We start from the raw sequence: 17,970 nt of genomic DNA, 5'->3' as shown, positions 1-17,970 counted from the left end.
GAGGAAAAAAGCTTCTTGCCTCATCATAAAGAGCGGCAAGAAGCAATGAACTACAAGTCTTTCCAAATGTAAAATCCGATCCATTCCTCATGAAACACATCTTTACCTTCCAGATTGAGTAACGGACCAAACCCAAGCTCGAAATCTTTGTTCTTTTCGAAATGCTCCGCCGGAACCAAAAAGACCGTCATGGTCTCCACACTTTCACCCGGTTGTAACTGATCCTTTATTTGGGGCGTCAATCCGTTCGAGGCTTTTACGCTGGCTTTAGTTCCAGGAAGCTCAAGCGTCGCAGATAAACTGTTGACATTAACCGTTTCAGCTGACCCATTATGAATACGGTATTTGGCTGTTAAGGCGACAATCCCCTTATCACCGAACCCTTTAAAAGAGTTGGTGTGCGCTGGCTCGATGGTCAGTTTTGCCCATTGATAGCTGTCTAGGGTAATTTTTATGTTTTTAAGTTGATCGCTTTTGTTTGGTTTGAAGGTAAAGAGCACCTGTTTTTTGGCTATTTTTTTTGTCGTTAGAAAATCTGCATAAGGTTGTTCTGGAGGTTGAGGTTTAGAACCGGATTTTCCATCCGCGATCAGGAAGTCGCGGCCGCCAATACGCAGCATTTTTGTACTTGGCTGTTCAGGCAAGAAAAACAGATGCTTTTTCGCTGTACCATCTTTATATTTGAAAGATATAGTATAGTTTACAATCGCGTAGGTTCCCGATGCTTTGGACTGCGAACCAACGCTGGTAGACACGCCGGAGTTATCTCCGGTACTTGAACCGTCGGTTGTAAAGCCTGTGAAGCTGCTGTCTATAAAGGTACCATCCTTATTAAAAGTGTACTTAATCGAGCTTGCCAATCCGCTGCCAAGGGGGTTTGTAGTATAGCTGAATGATTCGTACTTGCCTTGAAGTTTCAGTCCGCTGGATGACGAATATTTTGTATACTTATCTCCATCGATCTCCAGTTCGTTTGGCGAATTGACTTTAAATGAGTACGTTTTTCCATTACTGAGAACGAGTTTGTTTCCTTTGATTTGGTAGGTCAAACATTTATCCTTACTGCAATTGAGTGCGTCAAGTCCACCATCAGGGAAGACTGTTGCCAGCTGCTTATCGTTGATGAAGTAATAATAGTCCCAGCACAACGAGGAGCATCCTCTCATTCCGCCTACATCCATTTCCCATTTTGCATAGAAGCCTCTAGGTGCACCTATAGCGGCGGCCGCAACACTTTTGCTCGTGTTAAAAATAATGGTTTTACCATCGATTTGGGCTGTTTGCTTCTCTTCCTTGCCTTGTGCCCCTTCTACAGACAACGCAAAAGGCAGCAGCATGTAAGTAAGCAAGATGACGTTCATCACCAAGATGGATATTTTCTTATTCCTGGTCACTAACAATAGGTAAACCTCCCCTAGCGATTCAGTTCTTTGACGACAGTACGCCGACGAAAGAAATCCATTCATGTGCCCCTTCATTATTATTCTTTGCCTGACGTTAACAGACCTGTAAATCATTCACATTCAGACGTTCATTTTGAAAGTACCTTTCTTTCAAGGAATGGCAACTTCAACTACTAAGTAATGCTTAGAAAGGATTGATTCTTTTGAACACACAGATCATTGATATCGGAGTTAATCTCATGCACCGATCCTTTCAACAAGATCGAGATGAAGTTGTTTCCAGAGCCGAGGAACAAGGAGTATATCCGCTCATTTTGACGGGGACAAGTTTGAGAAACAGCGTAGATGCCTCAAGATATGCCAGTCGGTCCAAAGGAAAGCTGTATTCTACAGCAGGCATTCATCCTCATGATGCAAAAAGCTGTGACGAATCTACCATCAAAAAATTGAGGGAACTTGCCTCCCTACCACATGTTGTAGCTATTGGAGAGTGCGGTTTGGATTATAACCGTGATTTCTCTCCTCGTGATGTTCAGAGAAAGTGGTTTATCGAACAAATTGAATTGGCTGTTGATCTCCAAATGCCACTGTTTTTGCACGAAAGGGATGCTCATCTTGATTTTGTCTCTATTCTCAAAGAACATCGTCAAAGAATAGATCAGGCGGTCGTACACTGTTTTACCGGAAACGCCAAAGAATTGGAAACCTATCTGGAAATGGATTTATTTATCGGGATTACGGGATGGGTTTGTGATGAACGACGGGGAAAGCATCTTCGAGAGCTGGTCAAAAGAATTCCCTTGAATCGATTAATGATTGAAACCGACGCACCATTTTTAACGCCTCGTGATTTAAAAGAAAAACCTTTGGATGGACGAAATGAACCGATGTATTTGAGACATATACTGAATGCAGTCGCTGATTGCATGGGTATGACACCTGAGGAAGTCGCAATTGCTACTACTCAAACAGCGAGGGGTTTTTTTAGAGTATAGGTCAGTACATGTGATCAACTTTATTTTAGCCCCTGGTTGTAGTTCATTCAGACTTTCGAGACAGCTCCATTATTTAAGGATTAAGTGCTCTCGCCGGGACCGCGTGGGAAGACAGCTCCCTGTCGTCGGTACCTTCGCCCAAATACATGCTCCAAGCCTCCAAATTGCTCGTTCGGTTCCAGGGCGCGTTTTCTTCCGTAATTTCATGGCTCGACGCCGTAATATTGCATCTCGTCCAAAACGATCATTTGTTGATAATTCCATAAAAGTGATGCTTACATTGCTTGAGTCAATTGAATGAGCAGTCAAAATTTATATCGAAAAAGCTCAAGCGAAACGAAGCCTGAGCTTTTTCTTTATTTAAGTCACTATCTATCATGCTAGCCGTAATATGTTGAATAATGAAGAAATTGTAGGATAGGAAAAAACACTACTGCTTCTGTTGGTTTAATTCACGAATACTCTCTTGGACAAGAGTTACTGCCTGGCTCATTGATGCCCCACCGCCAAACGCAGCCGTCACTCCAACAGCTTCAAGAATTTCCTGTTCAGAGCATCCCTCATCAAGACACCCTTTCGTATGGTAAATGATACAATATTCATCTTGAGAATACAGACTGATGCCCAGAGCAATAAGCTGTTTTTCTTTCTTAGATAAAGCACCTTCTTTAAAACATTCTTCTGTAAAGGCATTAAATTTTTCAGCGAGTGTAGGCATTTTTTGGGTAAATAACCCCAATCCGGCTTTATAGTGGTGCAGGGAGGCTTCCGTAGAATTTCTAGCTTCAAATTGCATATACACTTCATCTCCATTTTATTTTAGTAACTCAAGTTAGTATGAGCTAAATAAAAATAATTAATCTAATCATTGGGGCGAAGTGATATCCAATTGATCCTTTAGCAAAACCTTACAATCTTTTCGAACAGATTGTATACTTTTTCGGTTTCAGATCGTTTTAGTAGCGAAAGGAGGCTGGAAATGAATTGGCAGGATCGAGAATGGGTCCAAAACCAAATGAATAGGATGTATTTTTATTTGGTTAAAAACGGTGCGAACAGCGAAGATGCGAAAGATATCGTACAAGAAACTTTTTATAAAGCCTTTCTGTATGCGGACTCTATCCCTTCCGATAAATTATCCTCATGGCTTTTCAAAGTTGCGATTCATGCCTACTACGATCTTTGTCGCAAACAGCATAAACAAATTTCATGGATACCCGATATGGACTTGATTTCACAAGACATTATGCCGGAAGAAGCGTTGTTATCGAAAGAATCCCAGCAAGAAATTCAAGATGTGTTAAAGCAACTATCACCAACCTATAAAGAGCTGCTAGTCATGAAATACGAAAAAGAAATGACTTATCAAGACATGGGCCACTCTCTACAGATGAAGATAGATAAGGTGAAAACGTATTTATCCCGTGCCAGGAACCATTTTTCAAAGCATTACAGGAGGTATAACGACCATGACTGAGCAGGAAAAAAGAATGATGAAAACAGGGCCCTTTGATACTCAATCGGTTGCAAAAGTAATGAATAAAGCAAGAACAACGAGCATCATCCGAAACATCATTATCTCCACGATCGTTAGCATCATCGTTCTTATTGGAGGGAACATCGGGAATTCATTAATCGCCAATCTGAGAGGCTGGGATGCATTTAAACCTATTGAATGGAATGCCAAAATCACCGGTCCAAACGTCTACTTAGCCCGCCCTACATTTCAATACGGATTTTTAGGTGGAACATTGAATTACAAAACGTTTAAGGTTATCGAGAATCGTGTCATTCCTTGGGACGATCCACGTTTCGAATTTAATGTGTTTAAAGGACAAGCTACTCGGTTAGTGGGTGGGGGTTCTGGTATTCAAGTGATTGAGGAAGACCAGTTGAGTCGTTTCTACAACGAATCAAACGGGAAAAGGGAAATGCTTTTTTATCATCCATCCCTTCCGTTTCAACAATATGTGAATGATGTAGCGCTATTGGATCAAGTGAATGATGATAAATATATCGAGATGGGATTATCGTTTGATAAGGGATACACCCTTGATCAGGTGAATGAGATGCTTCCCAAAACAGTCCATCCTACTTGGTATTGGGCAAATAGCTTTCTGAGTCATGATCTGGAAATCTTAAAAGAAGTCCAGGAACCTCTACGGGCAGCCAGTATCTATGGTTTTCACGCTTATAGGGACAGACTAAACCCGCTTATGAAAACAACCGAAGAACAATTTTTTCAGGATGTTCAAAGGGTAGCATCCAGTAAAAACATTCATTATTCCGAACCTGCCCAAAAGGTCTACCAGGCAATCGCAGAGAACCAGAAAAAAGGACTCATCATTGGCGTTGTCGTAACGGGAACAAAAGATCAGTTGAAATCGTTAAAGGGATTGCCGTTTATTAAAGCAGCTACGCTCGGAGCAACTGTCGATAAGTTTTAAGCAGGCCTTATATGCATTCCAAAACCAGTTACGCATTCCTATCAAGCATGGCCGGAATATGAATTTCTTTCACACAAGATACCTTCGACAGATTGACCACGCATTTTACCAATGAAACCATATCTTGAACGGGAATACGCGTGCCGTTGTACAAGGAAATCGCTTTTTTTGCGCCTTCTTCATAAGGGACATTCGCTGCAATTTCACCAGGATTCACACAAGTTACGCCGATACCATACTCCCTCGCATGCTCGCGCAGGGCATTGCCAATGCCGCGCAATCCGAATTTTGACGCAACGAATGTCACTTGTTTATTGTTTGTATTTTCAATGCCTGCGGTTGAACCGATTAAGATCACTTTCGCATTTTCCGATTTTTTGAGATTCGGCAACAGCTTTTGGATGCACGTAATAGGCGAAGTTACATTCACATGGATCATCGTTGCTATTTCCACAGGATCGTCTTGTTCAAAGTCATAGTGTTCTTGAAATCCTTCCTTCTCCCAGATCCCAACATTATAGATCAGTGCATCAAGCGTATGGCCTTCTAGCGCAGCAGCTATCTGATCACAAGCAGTCGGTAAAGCTAAATCTGCTTCAATCCAATGACGCTGGACTCCGTCATTTACATCTAAACTCTTTGGCCGGCTTCGCGAGACGATCCACACGTTGTCATTTTTCTCTGGCAACCCCTTTACAAAGGCATCGCCTAATCCCTTGCTTGCACCGAAAATGATATAATTTTTCATCGTGTCCTCCCCGCTTGTAGAAAACGTTTCTCTTCTCCACATTTTCTTTCAAAACCCTTCATAATCCTCCAGACGTCCACTAATCAAGTATAATGAATTAGAATTCTCAATCCAAAAGTCTTCCATTTTCCAGATAAAAGGGATTGAGAGTCGGTAACTTTAGTAAAGAAAGGTACAAGGTGAATAATCATGACAAGCACTCTTGGTCTCCCCCGCTTAGGTGTTGGGGCTGTTATCCTAAACGAGCAGAACGAAATTTTATTGGTACTGCGCAACCGGAATCCAGAAAAAGGCACATGGAGCATCCCCGGCGGAAAAGTCGACCCTTATGAAAAGCTGGAGGACTGTGTCATTCGCGAAATTAAAGAAGAGGTGGATCTCGAAGTAGAAGTAAAGGGGCTGCTCTGTACGGCCGAAACGATACGACCGGAGAATACGGAGCATTGGGTTTCTGCCATCTATGAAGTGGGCATCAAGAGCGGAGAGGCGCGCAATATGGAACCCGGCGGAGCGATTGGGGACTTGAAATGGTTTGCTCTTGATCATTTGCCTGCAAATTTGGCGTGCTTTACGCTGCCTGCAATGGAAAGTTTGCAAAAGCGCAGGAAGTAATGCATTTTTTGAAGACGTGGATTAGATGATCCGTGTCTTTTTTTGTTTCTATCGCCGTTGATTCAAACAGGATAATGGAGCTCTCTGGCAGAACATATGGAAGAAAAAATTATTTTGATTAGGTGAAATGTATGTCTACAGTTAGCCATAAGAATCCTTATTCGAATTGTATTCTCCACGCTAAAAGCGCTATGTATTATTGGAGGGGGACAGGTGCACTCTCCATTAAAACCTTTACGCATGGGCGAGCCTACTATCATGCTGGTCAGGGGCACTTCGCAGTCGATGAAGGGAACTACCTTTTGCTAAACGACGGTCAGGAATACTCGATCACAATCGAATCAGAGGTGCCCGTCGAATCATTTTGTCTCTTTTTCCCTGAGATGATGGTTTCAGAAGTCTATCGCAGTTTACTTACCTCCACTGAGCAGCTATTAGATGACCCATTTTTACCCGTGCCAAAATCCATTGATTTTGTGGAAAGAACCTATACGGATACATGGTTGACCGCTTCGTTATCACAAATAAAGACTGAGTATACAAGCAAGCGTCTTGATCACACCTGGCTAGAAGAAAAGTTCCATGAGCTTGCTCAGGGACTTCTAAACGTTCACCGGCAGGTTCATCAAGAAATGGTAAAACTCCCATCCTTAAAAGCATCAACAAGAGAAGAATTGTATAAAAGACTCCATCTGGGTCATGATTTTATGGCAGCCTACTTCCATCAACCCATAACCTTGACCGATGTAGGACGAGTCGCATGCTTATCCACCAACCACTTCATTAGAAGCTACAAGCAATTATTCGGGATATCTCCCCATCAATTTTTAACGGAAAAAAGGCTTCAGGAAGCAAAGCGACTTCTCCTGCATACCGAAATGCCCATCACTGCTATCTGTCTGGAAGTTGGTTTTCAGAGTTCCAGCTCGTTTAGTGGTCTGTTTTCTAAACGATTTTCCATGTCTCCTTCTCAGTTCCGCCAAAAAAAGTGATTTTCAAGAAGTCAGGTCTTATATTTGTTGCTATCCTTTTACGTACACCCGTATATGACATAAAAAAACAGGCAAATGGAGGATACGTACATGGAATCGACCCAAATTGATGATGTTTTTCAAGCAGCGCAAGCAGGTGACGCGGCGCGGCTAAAGGAAATCCTGGCATCTCATCCGCACCTGACCAATACGGAAAATGGCGTGGGACTTACCCCTTTGGGATATGCGGCGCATTTTGGAAACAAAGACGCTGTGCAGGTCTTGCTCGATTATGGAGCAGAGATTGATGCAATATCCCATTCTAAAGTTTCTTACATTCCATCGAATACAGCCCTGCATGCAGCGATTGCAGGCGAACGCAATCTGGATGTGATCAAGCTGCTTCTGGCTCACCATGCCAAGACGACGATCTTTGACAGCAATGGCCATACTTGCTTGCATTCTGCTTCCTTTCATGACGACAACCTCGAACTTATTCGTTTGTTGATCGAACATGGAGCGGACGTCGATGCCAGCGTCGACGGAGGAGAAACGGCACTGTCTCTTGCAACGAAGCAAGGGAATCATGAGGTTGCCCAGTTTCTTCGACAAAACGGAGCATCCCTATAAGCCATTTTAATGATGCCGCTGCTACACGCGCGCTACCTTCACCACTAATCTTCTCAAGTACAGATCAAAGCCCTTGCTTAATCGCCAGGGCTTTGATTGGCAATGGACACTAACAGCTGTCAAAAGGGAATCCTGTTGCGAACATAAAAGTTACCTTTGTCCCTGTACCTGGCGTGCTTTTTATCTGAAGCCCTGTTCCGAAGTGCCGTTTTAATCGTTGATCCGTATTAATTAATCCTACTCCTGACCTACTATCTGCTTTTCTTTCCAATATTCGTTGCAATTGAACTTCGTCCATTCCGATCCCGTCGTCTTCAACTGAGATCTCTGTATGCGTTTCATTGACAGAAATCCGAATAGTAATCTTGCCCCCACTAGTTCGCTTCATAATGCCATGTCTTATCGCATTTTCAACTAATGGCTGGATTGTAAGAAAGGGGATTTTTAATTCCGCGCAGTCATCTATCTTCCAAACAACCTGTAGCTTTTCTCCAAAACGAACCTTTTCAATATATAGATAAGAACGCACTAGACTTAGCTCATCTTCGATCAGAACAAATTCATCCATATTTTGAAATTTAAATTTATTCCTCAAATAGTTGCTGAATTCATTAAGTAAATGACGCATCTTATCCAAATCCATGTCACTTAAAGCTATTACAGCATGTAATGCATTGAATAAAAAGTGCGGCTGGATTTGCGCTTGTAGCCATGCAGCTTCTAATCGTAATTGTTCCCGAACACTTTGTTTGACCGTAGTTAGCGCATCAATCCGCGATCTTATTTCTATTGCTTCCACTGGCTTTGTCACATAATCGTTTGCTCCCGCTAAAAAGCCACTTTGAATATCTTTCGGTTGGCTTCTTGCGGTAAGGAGCAAAATAGGGAGCTCTGTGAGTGTAAACCGTTTACGAATCATTCGTGTCAGTTCATAGCCAGACATCTGTGGCATCATAATATCAGAGATGACGAGATCCCATTCCTTCGTATCCAGTATAGCCAACGCTTCTTTACCTCTCGTTACCATCGTTACATCATATTCGTCTGGTGGCAGTATTGCTTCGAGCACATGAAGGTTGACAGGATCATCATCAACAATTAATATAAGCGGGCGATCACGATTCATTTCTATTAAAGTTGTTTGTTTTGTAGCTGGTAGGTTTACCTCTTCATCCAAATCAATCTGAATAGGCATAGCTTTCAAGGCTACCTGTTCGAATGTGTTAGAAACATCATTTTCTTCCTCCGCTTTCAAATCCGCTAGCTGTAAAGAAAAGGTAAATTCTGAGCCTTTTCCTAGAACAGAGGATACTTCTAACGTACCTCCATGAAGCTCAACCAGCTGCTTGCCTATACTTAAACCCAGCCCAAATCCACCTTCAATCAATGTCTCACTCGAGCTAGCTTGCTCATACGGACGAAATAGGCGCAAAAGCATGTCCTCATCCATTCCAACTCCGGTATCTGTAATCACAATAAAAGCCATTCCGTCCTTTGCAAAAGCTTGAATCGAAATTTCCCCTTCATTTGTATATTTCACAGCATTATGAAGGATATTGAAAACGATCTGAATCACCCTATTCTCATCCGCCATCACGGGAGGAAGATCTTCAGGAATTTGATTTACAATTTTCACAGGCTTCACTTCAGCGTAAAATTGCAGCATATCAAGTACTCCGGTCACAATCGGCTGGATCAAAATGACTTTTTTCTGTAGACGCGGATTGCCTTCCCGTAAGCTCATCACATCAATCAAATCATTTAAAATCAATGTCAGCCGACGTCCGACAGATAAAACCGTTTCAAGCTCTTTGATACTCCTTTCCTGTAACAAATGTCGTTCTCTTTTTAAAACAGATTGAGACATGTTAAGAATGCCGTGAAGCGGATTTTTAAATTCATGTGAAGTGTTTGCCAAAAATTGATCCTTATGGTCATTCATTCTTTGCAATGTGGCGGCAAGCTTCTTCGTGTTGGCATGCATGCTAAAATAATCATGAAACCATACAGAGACATAACAGCCCATCGAAATAATCAGATCAAACGGATAGTGGACAACACTCAAGCCGCTTTCCCGCCAGATTAACGTCCAAATTAAATGGTTAACCAGCGCAAGAATGGAAAAGAGCAGTAGCAGATGGCTCTTGATATCCTTAATGACTTTTTTAAAGATGGCAATGATCGTGACTACAGCCGCGATACTAACCAATAGAAAATAAACCGGGAAAAGCATAATGACCTGATAAGGAGCTAGAAACAACGTAATGCCTGCAGTCCCTAAATTCATTACCTTATAAAAAGGGTATATCCTGCTCCAATAAGGTAGCTCACGATGATCCGTACACTCCAGCAAAGCATAGGCTCCAATCATGAAAGCGGCATTTGACAGCCGAAAATCCCAATCAAAGCCGATGTAAAATAATAGATGAAACAGCTTCTCATCATTACTTAATACACTTGTAAGTGCTACAGATAGCGTCAGCAATGAAAAATAAAGCAGCTTCTTTTCCCGATTTCCTAGTAAAAACAAGATAAGCGCATAGACAGCATGCATAAGAAATATAATGACCGCCAGAAGCTGCATAGAAACGGAGATTTTCATTTCCTTTGCAATGGCTTCTTCTGAACCAAATTTGAGCGAGCGAATAATGCCGCTACTTCGACTATCCGCATAATTTGCCGCCTGAATCACAAGTTCGATTACGCCATTTTCGTCTGCCGTGAAGGTTGTAGAATAAGGCAGGTTCTTCGCAATATATTCATCCTTCGTTTTCGCTACCCGCCCGGATTTAGCAAGCAATCGGCCATTTACATATAATTCTGATGAAGTGCGCACACTGGATACACGAATACTATAATTAAGGTCCTTTTCCGGATTTACATAAAGACGCAAGCGATAGGAAGCAAATCCATATGGAGTTGACTTTTCAGCATGCAAAGCTTCATTCCATCCTCCCGGAACCTGAATAAGCCTTGGTTTATTCTCGCCTAATACTTGTTGCCGTCTGCCATCCATCAACCATTGCGAGGGGTAAAACTCCCATTCCCCATCAAGTAAAAGAACGTCGCCATCTTCTGCATTCCAATCCCGTAAATCGAGTTGCCCATTCTGAATTGACACCTGTTTTTGATCAGGAAACAATTCCATCCATAAAATGCGCGAGCTGGATAAAATGACTAATAGTAACGCTAGTAATAAAATAACAAGGCTCTTTTTCATTGGGTAATTTGGCGAATCCTTTGCCAAGAAGTCCTACTCTCTTCGTAAATTTTTTATTATTGCGCATGTGATTATTTCATGATTTTAATCCCTTAGACACAATGATCAATAACAATACGTAATTCGGTATTCCCGACATTACCGTAGCGGTTTCGGCTATCGTGCTGGTTCACCCAAAATATTGCTGTCGGTCAGTTGAATTACTCGATCTACCATCCATACATCCTACTGCCCCCTCCTCCTATTTTTCTTCATCTGATCTTCCTCCTACCAGTCAATCCTTCTTCGAAATCCACTGCCGCAGCTGCTGCTCGATCGGTCCAGCACCTACTCCTCGCCTCAATTGTACAAAAGAATGAAACGAAGAGGAAATTTTCTTGTAAAAAAGAAAAAATAAAACAATTGTTCAATGAATAAAGGGTATTCAAATCGAATTTTTCCATTAAAATACCCTGATTCAAGCACCTCGCCAGTTTTCTCGACAGACACGAGATGGGAGGCGTCATCAATGATTCTCAGTCTGGCCTCCGGGATTCGTTGTTGAAATTCTTGTGCGTACAATACGGGAACCAGTCCATCTTGTCTGCCCCAAATGAAAAGAGTAGGAGCGGGTTCGTCGAGGCCTCATTTCGTAAGGTGGAAGATGCGACCGGTAAAAACAGCAATTGCAAACATATGTTCTTTGTATTACAATTGAGTCATGGGTAATACTGGTATATGAAAATGATACATACACCCAAATTGGAGCGACCGAGGAGCTGATTTTATCATGTCATTGCGTTTGACCCCTTATGTAGTGCTGGACGGAAACACGAAGGAAGCCATTGCATTTTACGAAAAAGCATTAGAAGCCAAAGTTATCTTTTCTCAAACTTTCGCAGATATGCCTGCAAACCCTGATTTCCCGCTCCCGGCCGAAGCAAAAGACCGCGTGGCACATGCATCGTTAAAAGTCGGCGATTCTGACTTGATGTTTTCTGATACGTTCCCAGGTCAATCCCACCAAAATGGTGACCAAGTTACCATCTGTATCGTATCCGACGATGTAGAGAAATCGAAACGAATTTTTGATGCCTTGCAAGATGGCGGTCAAGTCAATATGCCGCTGCAAGAAACTCATTTTAGCCCTGCTTACGGGAATGTAAAGGACAAGTTCGGTATCACATTCCAAATCTTCACCGAGGGCAGACAGTAACGAACCATACAGATCCAACTAGAACGGCTCTGCTCGCATTGATTGCGACAGAGTCGTTTTTTTATGCATACATGTTGACAAGACCCGTTACTTTTTCTTTGGCAAAGACCCGAAGCATCTCTGGCTCTATGACCTCGATATGTCCCAGCAAGTCTACAATGTCCCTGCACGCCCTTTCGTAACTGTACAGGTTTACCGTTAATAAGAAATACTCCCCGGCTTGCCTAGAACCAATAACCTCCAGCCTTTCTTTTACGGTCTTATTCGTCATACGCAGCTTGATTTTAACTGGATAGTATTCCCTCACCCGGCAGCCCTGCTTGAAATCCGCTGCCTGCCGATTCCAATGTTCCTCGAGTGAAAAATCCGGTGGAATCTCGAACGGTTCCCCTATCGGTTCAGCTGTTGTTATTCTTTCACACTTAAATGTTCGGATTTCCCCTGCAAAGGCGCAATAAGCTTCGAGATACCAATCCGCCGTTTTCACCACCAGCCCATATGGATAGACGATTCGAACGGAGCAGGCCCCACTCACTTTTGTGTAGGCAATCCGCAGCTTCTGTGAGCGCCAAACAGCTGCACGCAAAGCTTCCAGACTTGGAATCGCAGCACGCTGGGTCCACCACGGCGCATCGTCAAAATAAAATCGGGCCTTCGCTTTCTGAATATCTGTTTGATAAGACGGGGGCAATGTTTTTTCCAGCTTTAACAAAGCATTTTTTAATTTCAGGCCGGTCTCGGTTTGCCCGCCTGCATAAACCCCCATCCCCGTCAGATACAAGTGAATGACCTCGTCACCGTTCAGTTGCTTCAGATTGACCGTATATCCCTCCATCAGTTGGATACCGCCGCTTGGACCTGATATCGTCACGATCGGAATCCCGGCTTCAGCCAGTACATCAATATCTCGATAAATAGAGCGGACAGAGGTCTCCAAAGCATACGCGAGGTCTTTTGCTTTCATCCGTCCCCTTGATTCGATTAATAACAAAATAGCGATCAACCGATGCAGTCTCATGAGCGAACCTCCCAAAAAACGTGTAAACGTCTCTTCCCTATCTTTCTATTGGTGACACCCAGTTGTCAACAATATAGCGTTACGATGGAGCAAAAAGGAGGGCTATATATGAATATTGCTATTTTGGGGACAGGATTTGGATCGTATCACGTACGGTTGTTGAAAAATATGGTGCAAGTTGATAGAGTCGTCGTATTTGGCCGGAACGAATCGAAGCTGGAAACACTGAGAGAAGAGCTCGGGGTAGAAGTCACGAATCGAATCAACGAGATTATGGATGATCCAGACATTGATGTGATCGATATTTGTTTACCCTCGCCTCTCCATAGACAATTCGCGGTGGAAGCACTAAACAAGGGCAAGCACGTAATTTGCGAGACGCCGGTTTGCCTGGACCTCGAAGATGCACGCGCCATGAAACAAGCGGAGAAGCAGTCTGGAAAAAGAATACTGGTCAACCAGTTTATCAAATTCGAGCCTGCTTATTGCTATCTACGTTCTGCTATTGAAGAACAGACGTACGGGAAGCTTTTGTCCCTCACTCTCAAAAGAGAAACCGCTCCCCTGTGGGGCGATCTAGGGCTAGCCTCCATCACTACCAATCTCATGATCCATGAGTTGGATTTTGTTACAGCGGTCATGGGTTCCACGGACGATATGACCGTTTGGGGTACGGAATCTCAAGACAAAAGACAGGCTCTCGTACGAGCATGCTTCAAGTGTCCCGAGGCGCACACAGAAATTGTTGCTTCTTCCCAAATGCCTGCCTCGTATCCATTTACAGTCAGTTATGAAGCCTACTTCGACGATGCAAAGCTTGTTTTTCATGAAAGGGACGCAAATGGAAACACTCATACTGCCTTGTATGAGCACACTGCTTCGGGAAAGCAAAAGCTTGCTCTAGAGCCTCTTAATCCTTATGAAAAGAGTCTCGAACATGCAATCCACTGTTTTCAAAATCATACCGAACCCTTGATTTCCCTAGATCATGCCCTTCAATCATTGGAGATAGCGATTAAACTGAAGAAACAGCTAGTAAAGTGAACCCCTCAAACAAAAAACCGACTCCCCTCACTCGGGAATCGGTTTCTTTATGCCTTCTGTTTCTCTCTGTTCCATTTGTTGAAAATCAATGTGGGCCATCACATCAGCCAATGTATGCTGACGCAAAAACGAAATGATCTGCTCCTCCGCCTGGCTCATCAACACTTCCAGCTCGCGATCCAACTGCCTGCCCACTTCCCCGCAATCCAGGTCATCCTTTGGATCATGCTCTCGCTCATCCGGAATCGCTGCGTAAATGTCGGCAAGCGTCAATTCTTCCGGGCAGCTCTGCATGTAGTAACCGCCGTCTCGCCCTTCTTTGGCTTCTACGATTCCAGAGCGGGTCAGCTGCGCAAGAACTCTGCGCAAAAAAGTGGCATGCGAGTTTACTTGACTGGCGATGGCCGTGCTGGAGAGGACACCTCCACTTTGCGCGAGCCAGACGAGCACGTGAATGGCAATCCGAAACCGAGGCTTGGCAATTTGGTCAATTCGATGCAGCTTCATGACACCACAACCTGCTTTTTATAGTTTGCATGAGCCATCTGCGCAATTATCGCCAGATGACTCTTCCTTTTCATCCGTTTGGACGAACTGCAAGGTAGGTGCAGCGTTTTCTTCCTCCCACACCTTGTTTAATACATTTACAAAGACTTCCCCAGGCTGTGCTCCGGATAGGGCGTATTTATCATTAAACACAAAGAACGGAACGCCATTGATCCCCAAATTAGCACCTTTTTGTTTGTCCGCTTGCACCTGCTCTGTGTATTCGTCTCCTGCCAGCATCGCGAGAGTTTTCTCCCGATCCAATCCGATCTCGGCTGCGAGCTGTGCCAGTACTTGGTGATCACCCAAGTGGAGAGAGTCCGTAAAAAATGCTTTCAGCAGACGCTCGACCATTTCCGTCATTTTTCCGTTCGCATTGGCGTAGTGAGCCAGCCGATGGGCATCGAGCGTATTGGTCGAAACCACCGTGTCAAAATGATAGTCCAGCCCCACTTCTTTTGCTTGCTGGGCCACCTGTTCCGTCATGCCCTTGGCTTTTTCCACTGGCATTCCATACTTGGCAGCCAAAATTTCATAAAGGCTTAAATGCGTATCACGTTTGGCGTGCGGGTCCAGCTCGAAGCTGCGGAACATCGTCTCTACCTTATCTTTATGCGGAAATTGACTCAGTGCTGCCTCAAGACGTCGCTTGCCGATATAACAGAACGGACAGGCAAAATCAGACCAGATTTCTATTTTCATCTTTTCTCCTCCTATTTGATGGCATCCATTAGCAGTAGGATGTCCATAAACTGCAATCGTTACAAGCACATTATACAACAACTCCCCCTCCTGACTTGCACTTTGGAGAGGGAGTGTACACTTTGGTGCTTTATTCTTTGCACTTAGCGTGCCATCCGTACGATCCGATCACAGATTGTCTGGGCATCTTCTTTGTCATGGGTGACCAAAATCGAGGTGATATTTGCCGCTCGCAGCATTTGCTTTAGTTCTTCGCGTATTTTTTTCTTCAAGTCCGCATCCAGATTGCTGAATGGCTCATCCATCAAAAGAATCGACGGGCGCGGAGCCAATGCTCGTGCAAAGGCGACGCGCTGCTGTTGCCCACCGCTCAATTCATGCGGAAAACGCCTGCCGTACTCTTCTAGCTGCACCAACTCCAGCATCTCACCTAGTCGCTCTTTGCGCTCAGTTTTTGTGAGCCGATGCAGTCCAAACAAAATATTTTGCTCTACAGTCAAATGTGGAAACAGGGCATAATCTTGAAAAATCATGCCCACCCCGCGCTGTTCCGGCTCTACAAATTGCCGCTGATCAACCAAGACTTTGCCATTGATGACGATTCGCCCTGCAGTAGGCTCCTCCAAACCGGCTATCAACCTTAGCAGCGTGCTTTTGCCACAGCCACTTTGACCCAATATCCCAACGATCTCCCCCTGCTCCATCCGCAGCGAAAAATCCCGTATGACCCGATCATTCCCTTTCCCATATCCAAATGATATCTCTTCCATTTGAAAAAAAGTCATTTTGCTTGTTTCTCTCCTAACCAGTGATAGAAAAAAACAGAGACGATCCCAACCGCGATAATACAGAGGGAGGGAATAGAAGCTTGGTGAATTTGTTCATCGCTGGCATATTGGTATGCTTTCGTCGCCAATGTCTCGAAGTTGAAGGGGCGCAAAAGCAGTGTTAGCGGTAGCTCTTTGATGATTTCCATGAAAACCAAAATAAAGCCAGTTACTACCGCCCCTTTGATCAACGGCAAATCCACTTTGAAAAAGGTCCGGGTCATCCCCATTCCAAGGAGCCGGGATGCTTCCATGTATCGGTTGCCCGTCTTTTCAAACCCCGCTTCGACAGCGTTATAGCCAACGGCAAGGAACCGGATAATGTAGGCGAAGATCAGCATAAACAAAGACATGCTGAGCACCAGCTTGCCTTCTCCCCAGCCCAGCCATGCGTAAACACCAGACAGCTTTTGGTCCAGAGAGATGACCACCGCCAGCACCCCTATGGACAAGACCGCTCCCGGAATCGAATATCCCATCGAAATGAGACGAGTCAATACGAGAGCAAAAGTAGACCTGCGAGAAGAGCGGATAACGTTTGCCACAATCACCGCAAGCAGCATCAAAATGAAGATGGAGACAAAGGAAACGGACAGCGTATTTGCGAGCAAGTGAATAAAGATGTCGTTCAATACGTCTTCATACGTCCACGTCGCCCAGACGATCAATTGAACAACAGGGACGAAAAAGGAAAAAGAGACAACGACCATGCCCAAGAATATGGCCAAAAACTTTGGAACACCCTTTAGTTTACGCCTTTTGAGCGGATTCATCTTATTCGTCGGAGAGCTGTATCTTTTGCGCCTGCGCAGTAGTCTTTCGACAACAAACAGCCCAATGATAAAGCTCATCAGCCATGCAGCCAGCCGGATCGCCGAGTCTACGTCAAACATGCCGAACCACGTTTTGAAAATGGCAGTCGTAAAGGACTGAATCCCAAAATGCTTCGTGACCCCAAAATCGTTCAGTACTTCAAAAGCGACGAGACTGGCGCCACCCACGATCGCTCCTTGTGAAAGCGGCAGTACAATTCTGAAAAAGATATGGAACGAATTTTTCCCAAGCAGTCTTGCATTTTCGATGAAAGCTGCACTTTGACCCACCAAAAATGCTTTCGTAATCAAGTACACGTACGGAAACAGAAACAGCGTAAAAATAAAAATGGCACCCTTCATCGACATGATGTCAAAGTATCGCTGATCCGGGGTCCAACCGAGTGTATTGCGGAAAAAGGTCTGTACGCTTCCTGTATAGCTCAGCATGGAGCCGTACGTATAGGCTGCAATATAAGGCGGAATCGCCAGCGGTAGAACAAACGCCCAGTTAAAAAAACGTCGCAGCGGGAAATCATACGCCGCTACCAACCAAGCAAGTGCAACGCCGACGATGATCGTACAGGCGCCTGTCCCCAATACAAGCCATAGCGATTGCAGGGCGTAATCGACCAGCATGTACTCCTTTATATGCTGCCAGTTTTCATTTTCTTTTTGGAAAAGTCCGAACAAAATATAAAGAGACGGAAGAAGGGCCAAAAAGGCCCCTATTACGCTCAGCGTTACCCAACCATTTATATTTCGCTTCAAATTTCGCAGCAACGCCAATCCAACCATGT

At 44.1% G+C, this 17,970-nt stretch carries 18 protein-coding genes; 8 read left to right on the top strand and 10 right to left on the bottom strand.

The window, feature by feature from the left end; genetic code table 11:
• Window positions 1-50 precede the first annotated feature (50 nt).
• Window positions 51-1,394 carry a hypothetical protein gene (locus ACIFQN_RS33570; RefSeq protein ID WP_429837454.1) on the bottom strand — a complete coding sequence of 448 codons (1,344 nt, stop codon included), beginning with the start codon at window positions 1,392-1,394 and terminating at the stop codon, window positions 51-53.
• 203 nt (window positions 1,395-1,597) lie between these two features.
• On the opposite strand from ACIFQN_RS33570, the gene ACIFQN_RS33565 reads away from it, so the two are divergent.
• Complete coding sequence (locus ACIFQN_RS33565; protein ID WP_429837396.1) at window positions 1,598-2,398, top strand: TatD family hydrolase; 801 nt, start codon at window positions 1,598-1,600, stop codon at window positions 2,396-2,398.
• 430 nt (window positions 2,399-2,828) lie between these two features.
• Here ACIFQN_RS33565 and ACIFQN_RS33560 read toward each other — a convergent pair whose 3' ends face one another.
• Window positions 2,829-3,194 carry a carboxymuconolactone decarboxylase family protein gene (locus ACIFQN_RS33560; RefSeq protein ID WP_429837395.1) on the bottom strand — a complete coding sequence of 122 codons (366 nt, stop codon included), beginning with the start codon at window positions 3,192-3,194 and terminating at the stop codon, window positions 2,829-2,831.
• Window positions 3,195-3,377: 183 nt separating this feature from the next.
• Here ACIFQN_RS33560 and ACIFQN_RS33555 point away from each other — a divergent pair, with 183 nt between their 5' ends.
• Together ACIFQN_RS33555 and ACIFQN_RS33550 are read left to right on the top strand one after the other, a co-directional pair.
• Window positions 3,378-3,875, top strand: coding sequence for an RNA polymerase sigma factor (locus tag ACIFQN_RS33555; RefSeq protein WP_429837394.1), 498 nt, complete (start codon window positions 3,378-3,380; stop codon window positions 3,873-3,875).
• Window positions 3,868-4,845: an anti sigma factor C-terminal domain-containing protein gene (locus ACIFQN_RS33550; protein ID WP_429837393.1), complete on the top strand. Its 978-nt coding sequence runs from the start codon at window positions 3,868-3,870 to the stop codon at window positions 4,843-4,845. The genes ACIFQN_RS33555 and ACIFQN_RS33550 overlap by 8 nt, the downstream gene beginning before the upstream one ends.
• Window positions 4,846-4,873: 28 nt before the next feature.
• Here ACIFQN_RS33550 and ACIFQN_RS33545 read toward each other — a convergent pair whose 3' ends face one another.
• Window positions 4,874-5,593: an SDR family NAD(P)-dependent oxidoreductase gene (locus ACIFQN_RS33545; protein ID WP_429837392.1), complete on the bottom strand. Its 720-nt coding sequence runs from the start codon at window positions 5,591-5,593 to the stop codon at window positions 4,874-4,876.
• Window positions 5,594-5,782: 189 nt separating this feature from the next.
• Between ACIFQN_RS33545 and ACIFQN_RS33540 the strand changes: the two genes are divergently transcribed.
• From ACIFQN_RS33540 to ACIFQN_RS33530, 3 genes are all read left to right on the top strand, one after another.
• Window positions 5,783-6,205 carry an NUDIX domain-containing protein gene (locus ACIFQN_RS33540; RefSeq protein WP_429837391.1) on the top strand — a complete coding sequence of 141 codons (423 nt, stop codon included), beginning with the start codon at window positions 5,783-5,785 and terminating at the stop codon, window positions 6,203-6,205.
• A gap of 131 nt (window positions 6,206-6,336) precedes the next feature.
• Window positions 6,337-7,197, top strand: a complete 861-nt coding sequence (locus ACIFQN_RS33535; protein WP_429837390.1) for a helix-turn-helix transcriptional regulator — start codon at window positions 6,337-6,339, stop codon at window positions 7,195-7,197.
• Between the two features lie 90 nt (window positions 7,198-7,287).
• Window positions 7,288-7,806, top strand: coding sequence for an ankyrin repeat domain-containing protein (locus tag ACIFQN_RS33530; protein ID WP_429837389.1), 519 nt, complete (start codon window positions 7,288-7,290; stop codon window positions 7,804-7,806).
• Between the two features lie 109 nt (window positions 7,807-7,915).
• Here ACIFQN_RS33530 and ACIFQN_RS33525 read toward each other — a convergent pair whose 3' ends face one another.
• Together ACIFQN_RS33525 and ACIFQN_RS33520 are read right to left on the bottom strand one after the other, a co-directional pair.
• Window positions 7,916-11,026 carry an ATP-binding protein gene (locus ACIFQN_RS33525; protein WP_429837453.1) on the bottom strand — a complete coding sequence of 1,037 codons (3,111 nt, stop codon included), beginning with the start codon at window positions 11,024-11,026 and terminating at the stop codon, window positions 7,916-7,918.
• 339 nt (window positions 11,027-11,365) lie between these two features.
• A complete protein-coding gene (locus ACIFQN_RS33520) occupies window positions 11,366-11,620 on the bottom strand; it encodes an alpha/beta fold hydrolase (protein ID WP_429837452.1) in 255 nt (84 codons plus the stop codon).
• A 175-nt stretch (window positions 11,621-11,795) separates the two neighbouring features.
• Here ACIFQN_RS33520 and ACIFQN_RS33515 point away from each other — a divergent pair, with 175 nt between their 5' ends.
• Window positions 11,796-12,221, top strand: a complete 426-nt coding sequence (locus tag ACIFQN_RS33515; RefSeq protein ID WP_429837388.1) for a VOC family protein — start codon at window positions 11,796-11,798, stop codon at window positions 12,219-12,221.
• A 61-nt stretch (window positions 12,222-12,282) separates the two neighbouring features.
• Here the strand turns inward: ACIFQN_RS33515 and ACIFQN_RS33510 are convergent, their stop codons facing one another.
• A complete protein-coding gene (locus ACIFQN_RS33510; protein WP_429837387.1) occupies window positions 12,283-13,239 on the bottom strand; it encodes a helix-turn-helix transcriptional regulator in 957 nt (318 codons plus the stop codon).
• A 108-nt stretch (window positions 13,240-13,347) separates the two neighbouring features.
• Here ACIFQN_RS33510 and ACIFQN_RS33505 point away from each other — a divergent pair, with 108 nt between their 5' ends.
• The gene (locus ACIFQN_RS33505) at window positions 13,348-14,283 is read left to right on the top strand and encodes a Gfo/Idh/MocA family protein (protein WP_429837386.1); all 936 of its coding nucleotides are present in this window, start codon (window positions 13,348-13,350) and stop codon (window positions 14,281-14,283) included.
• Window positions 14,284-14,310: 27 nt separating this feature from the next.
• Here the strand turns inward: ACIFQN_RS33505 and ACIFQN_RS33500 are convergent, their stop codons facing one another.
• From ACIFQN_RS33500 to ACIFQN_RS33485, 4 genes are all read right to left on the bottom strand, one after another.
• Complete coding sequence (locus tag ACIFQN_RS33500) at window positions 14,311-14,790, bottom strand: RrF2 family transcriptional regulator (RefSeq protein WP_429837385.1); 480 nt, start codon at window positions 14,788-14,790, stop codon at window positions 14,311-14,313.
• A gap of 18 nt (window positions 14,791-14,808) precedes the next feature.
• Window positions 14,809-15,531, bottom strand: coding sequence for a DsbA family oxidoreductase (locus ACIFQN_RS33495; RefSeq protein ID WP_429837384.1), 723 nt, complete (start codon window positions 15,529-15,531; stop codon window positions 14,809-14,811).
• A 143-nt stretch (window positions 15,532-15,674) separates the two neighbouring features.
• Window positions 15,675-16,316, bottom strand: coding sequence for an ABC transporter ATP-binding protein (locus ACIFQN_RS33490; protein ID WP_429837383.1), 642 nt, complete (start codon window positions 16,314-16,316; stop codon window positions 15,675-15,677).
• Entirely contained in the window at window positions 16,313-17,968 is a 1,656-nt protein-coding gene (locus ACIFQN_RS33485; RefSeq protein ID WP_429837382.1) for an ABC transporter permease, read from the bottom strand. The genes ACIFQN_RS33490 and ACIFQN_RS33485 overlap by 4 nt, the downstream gene beginning before the upstream one ends.
• Between the last annotated feature and the right edge of the window lie 2 nt (window positions 17,969-17,970).

Source organism: Brevibacillus sp. NRS-1366, assembly GCF_050467985.1.
The sequence above is the reverse complement of the archived record's forward strand: the minus strand, read 5'-3'. Positions and strand labels throughout refer to the sequence as shown.

Coding starts and splice junctions, on each gene's coding strand:
- ACIFQN_RS33550 (WP_429837393.1), top strand. CDS start 3,868: ATGACTGAGCAGGAAAAAAGAATGATGAAAACAGGGCCCTTTGATACT.
- ACIFQN_RS33525 (WP_429837453.1), bottom strand. CDS start 11,026: ATGAAAAAGAGCCTTGTTATTTTATTACTAGCGTTACTATTAGTCATT.
- ACIFQN_RS33535 (WP_429837390.1), top strand. CDS start 6,337: ATGTCTACAGTTAGCCATAAGAATCCTTATTCGAATTGTATTCTCCAC.
- ACIFQN_RS33495 (WP_429837384.1), bottom strand. CDS start 15,531: ATGAAAATAGAAATCTGGTCTGATTTTGCCTGTCCGTTCTGTTATATC.
- ACIFQN_RS33530 (WP_429837389.1), top strand. CDS start 7,288: ATGGAATCGACCCAAATTGATGATGTTTTTCAAGCAGCGCAAGCAGGT.
- ACIFQN_RS33545 (WP_429837392.1), bottom strand. CDS start 5,593: ATGAAAAATTATATCATTTTCGGTGCAAGCAAGGGATTAGGCGATGCC.
- ACIFQN_RS33490 (WP_429837383.1), bottom strand. CDS start 16,316: ATGACTTTTTTTCAAATGGAAGAGATATCATTTGGATATGGGAAAGGG.
- ACIFQN_RS33505 (WP_429837386.1), top strand. CDS start 13,348: ATGAATATTGCTATTTTGGGGACAGGATTTGGATCGTATCACGTACGG.
- ACIFQN_RS33500 (WP_429837385.1), bottom strand. CDS start 14,790: ATGAAGCTGCATCGAATTGACCAAATTGCCAAGCCTCGGTTTCGGATT.
- ACIFQN_RS33515 (WP_429837388.1), top strand. CDS start 11,796: ATGTCATTGCGTTTGACCCCTTATGTAGTGCTGGACGGAAACACGAAG.
- ACIFQN_RS33485 (WP_429837382.1), bottom strand. CDS start 17,968: ATGGTTGGATTGGCGTTGCTGCGAAATTTGAAGCGAAATATAAATGGT.
- ACIFQN_RS33560 (WP_429837395.1), bottom strand. CDS start 3,194: ATGCAATTTGAAGCTAGAAATTCTACGGAAGCCTCCCTGCACCACTAT.
- ACIFQN_RS33510 (WP_429837387.1), bottom strand. CDS start 13,239: ATGAGACTGCATCGGTTGATCGCTATTTTGTTATTAATCGAATCAAGG.
- ACIFQN_RS33540 (WP_429837391.1), top strand. CDS start 5,783: ATGACAAGCACTCTTGGTCTCCCCCGCTTAGGTGTTGGGGCTGTTATC.
- ACIFQN_RS33555 (WP_429837394.1), top strand. CDS start 3,378: ATGAATTGGCAGGATCGAGAATGGGTCCAAAACCAAATGAATAGGATG.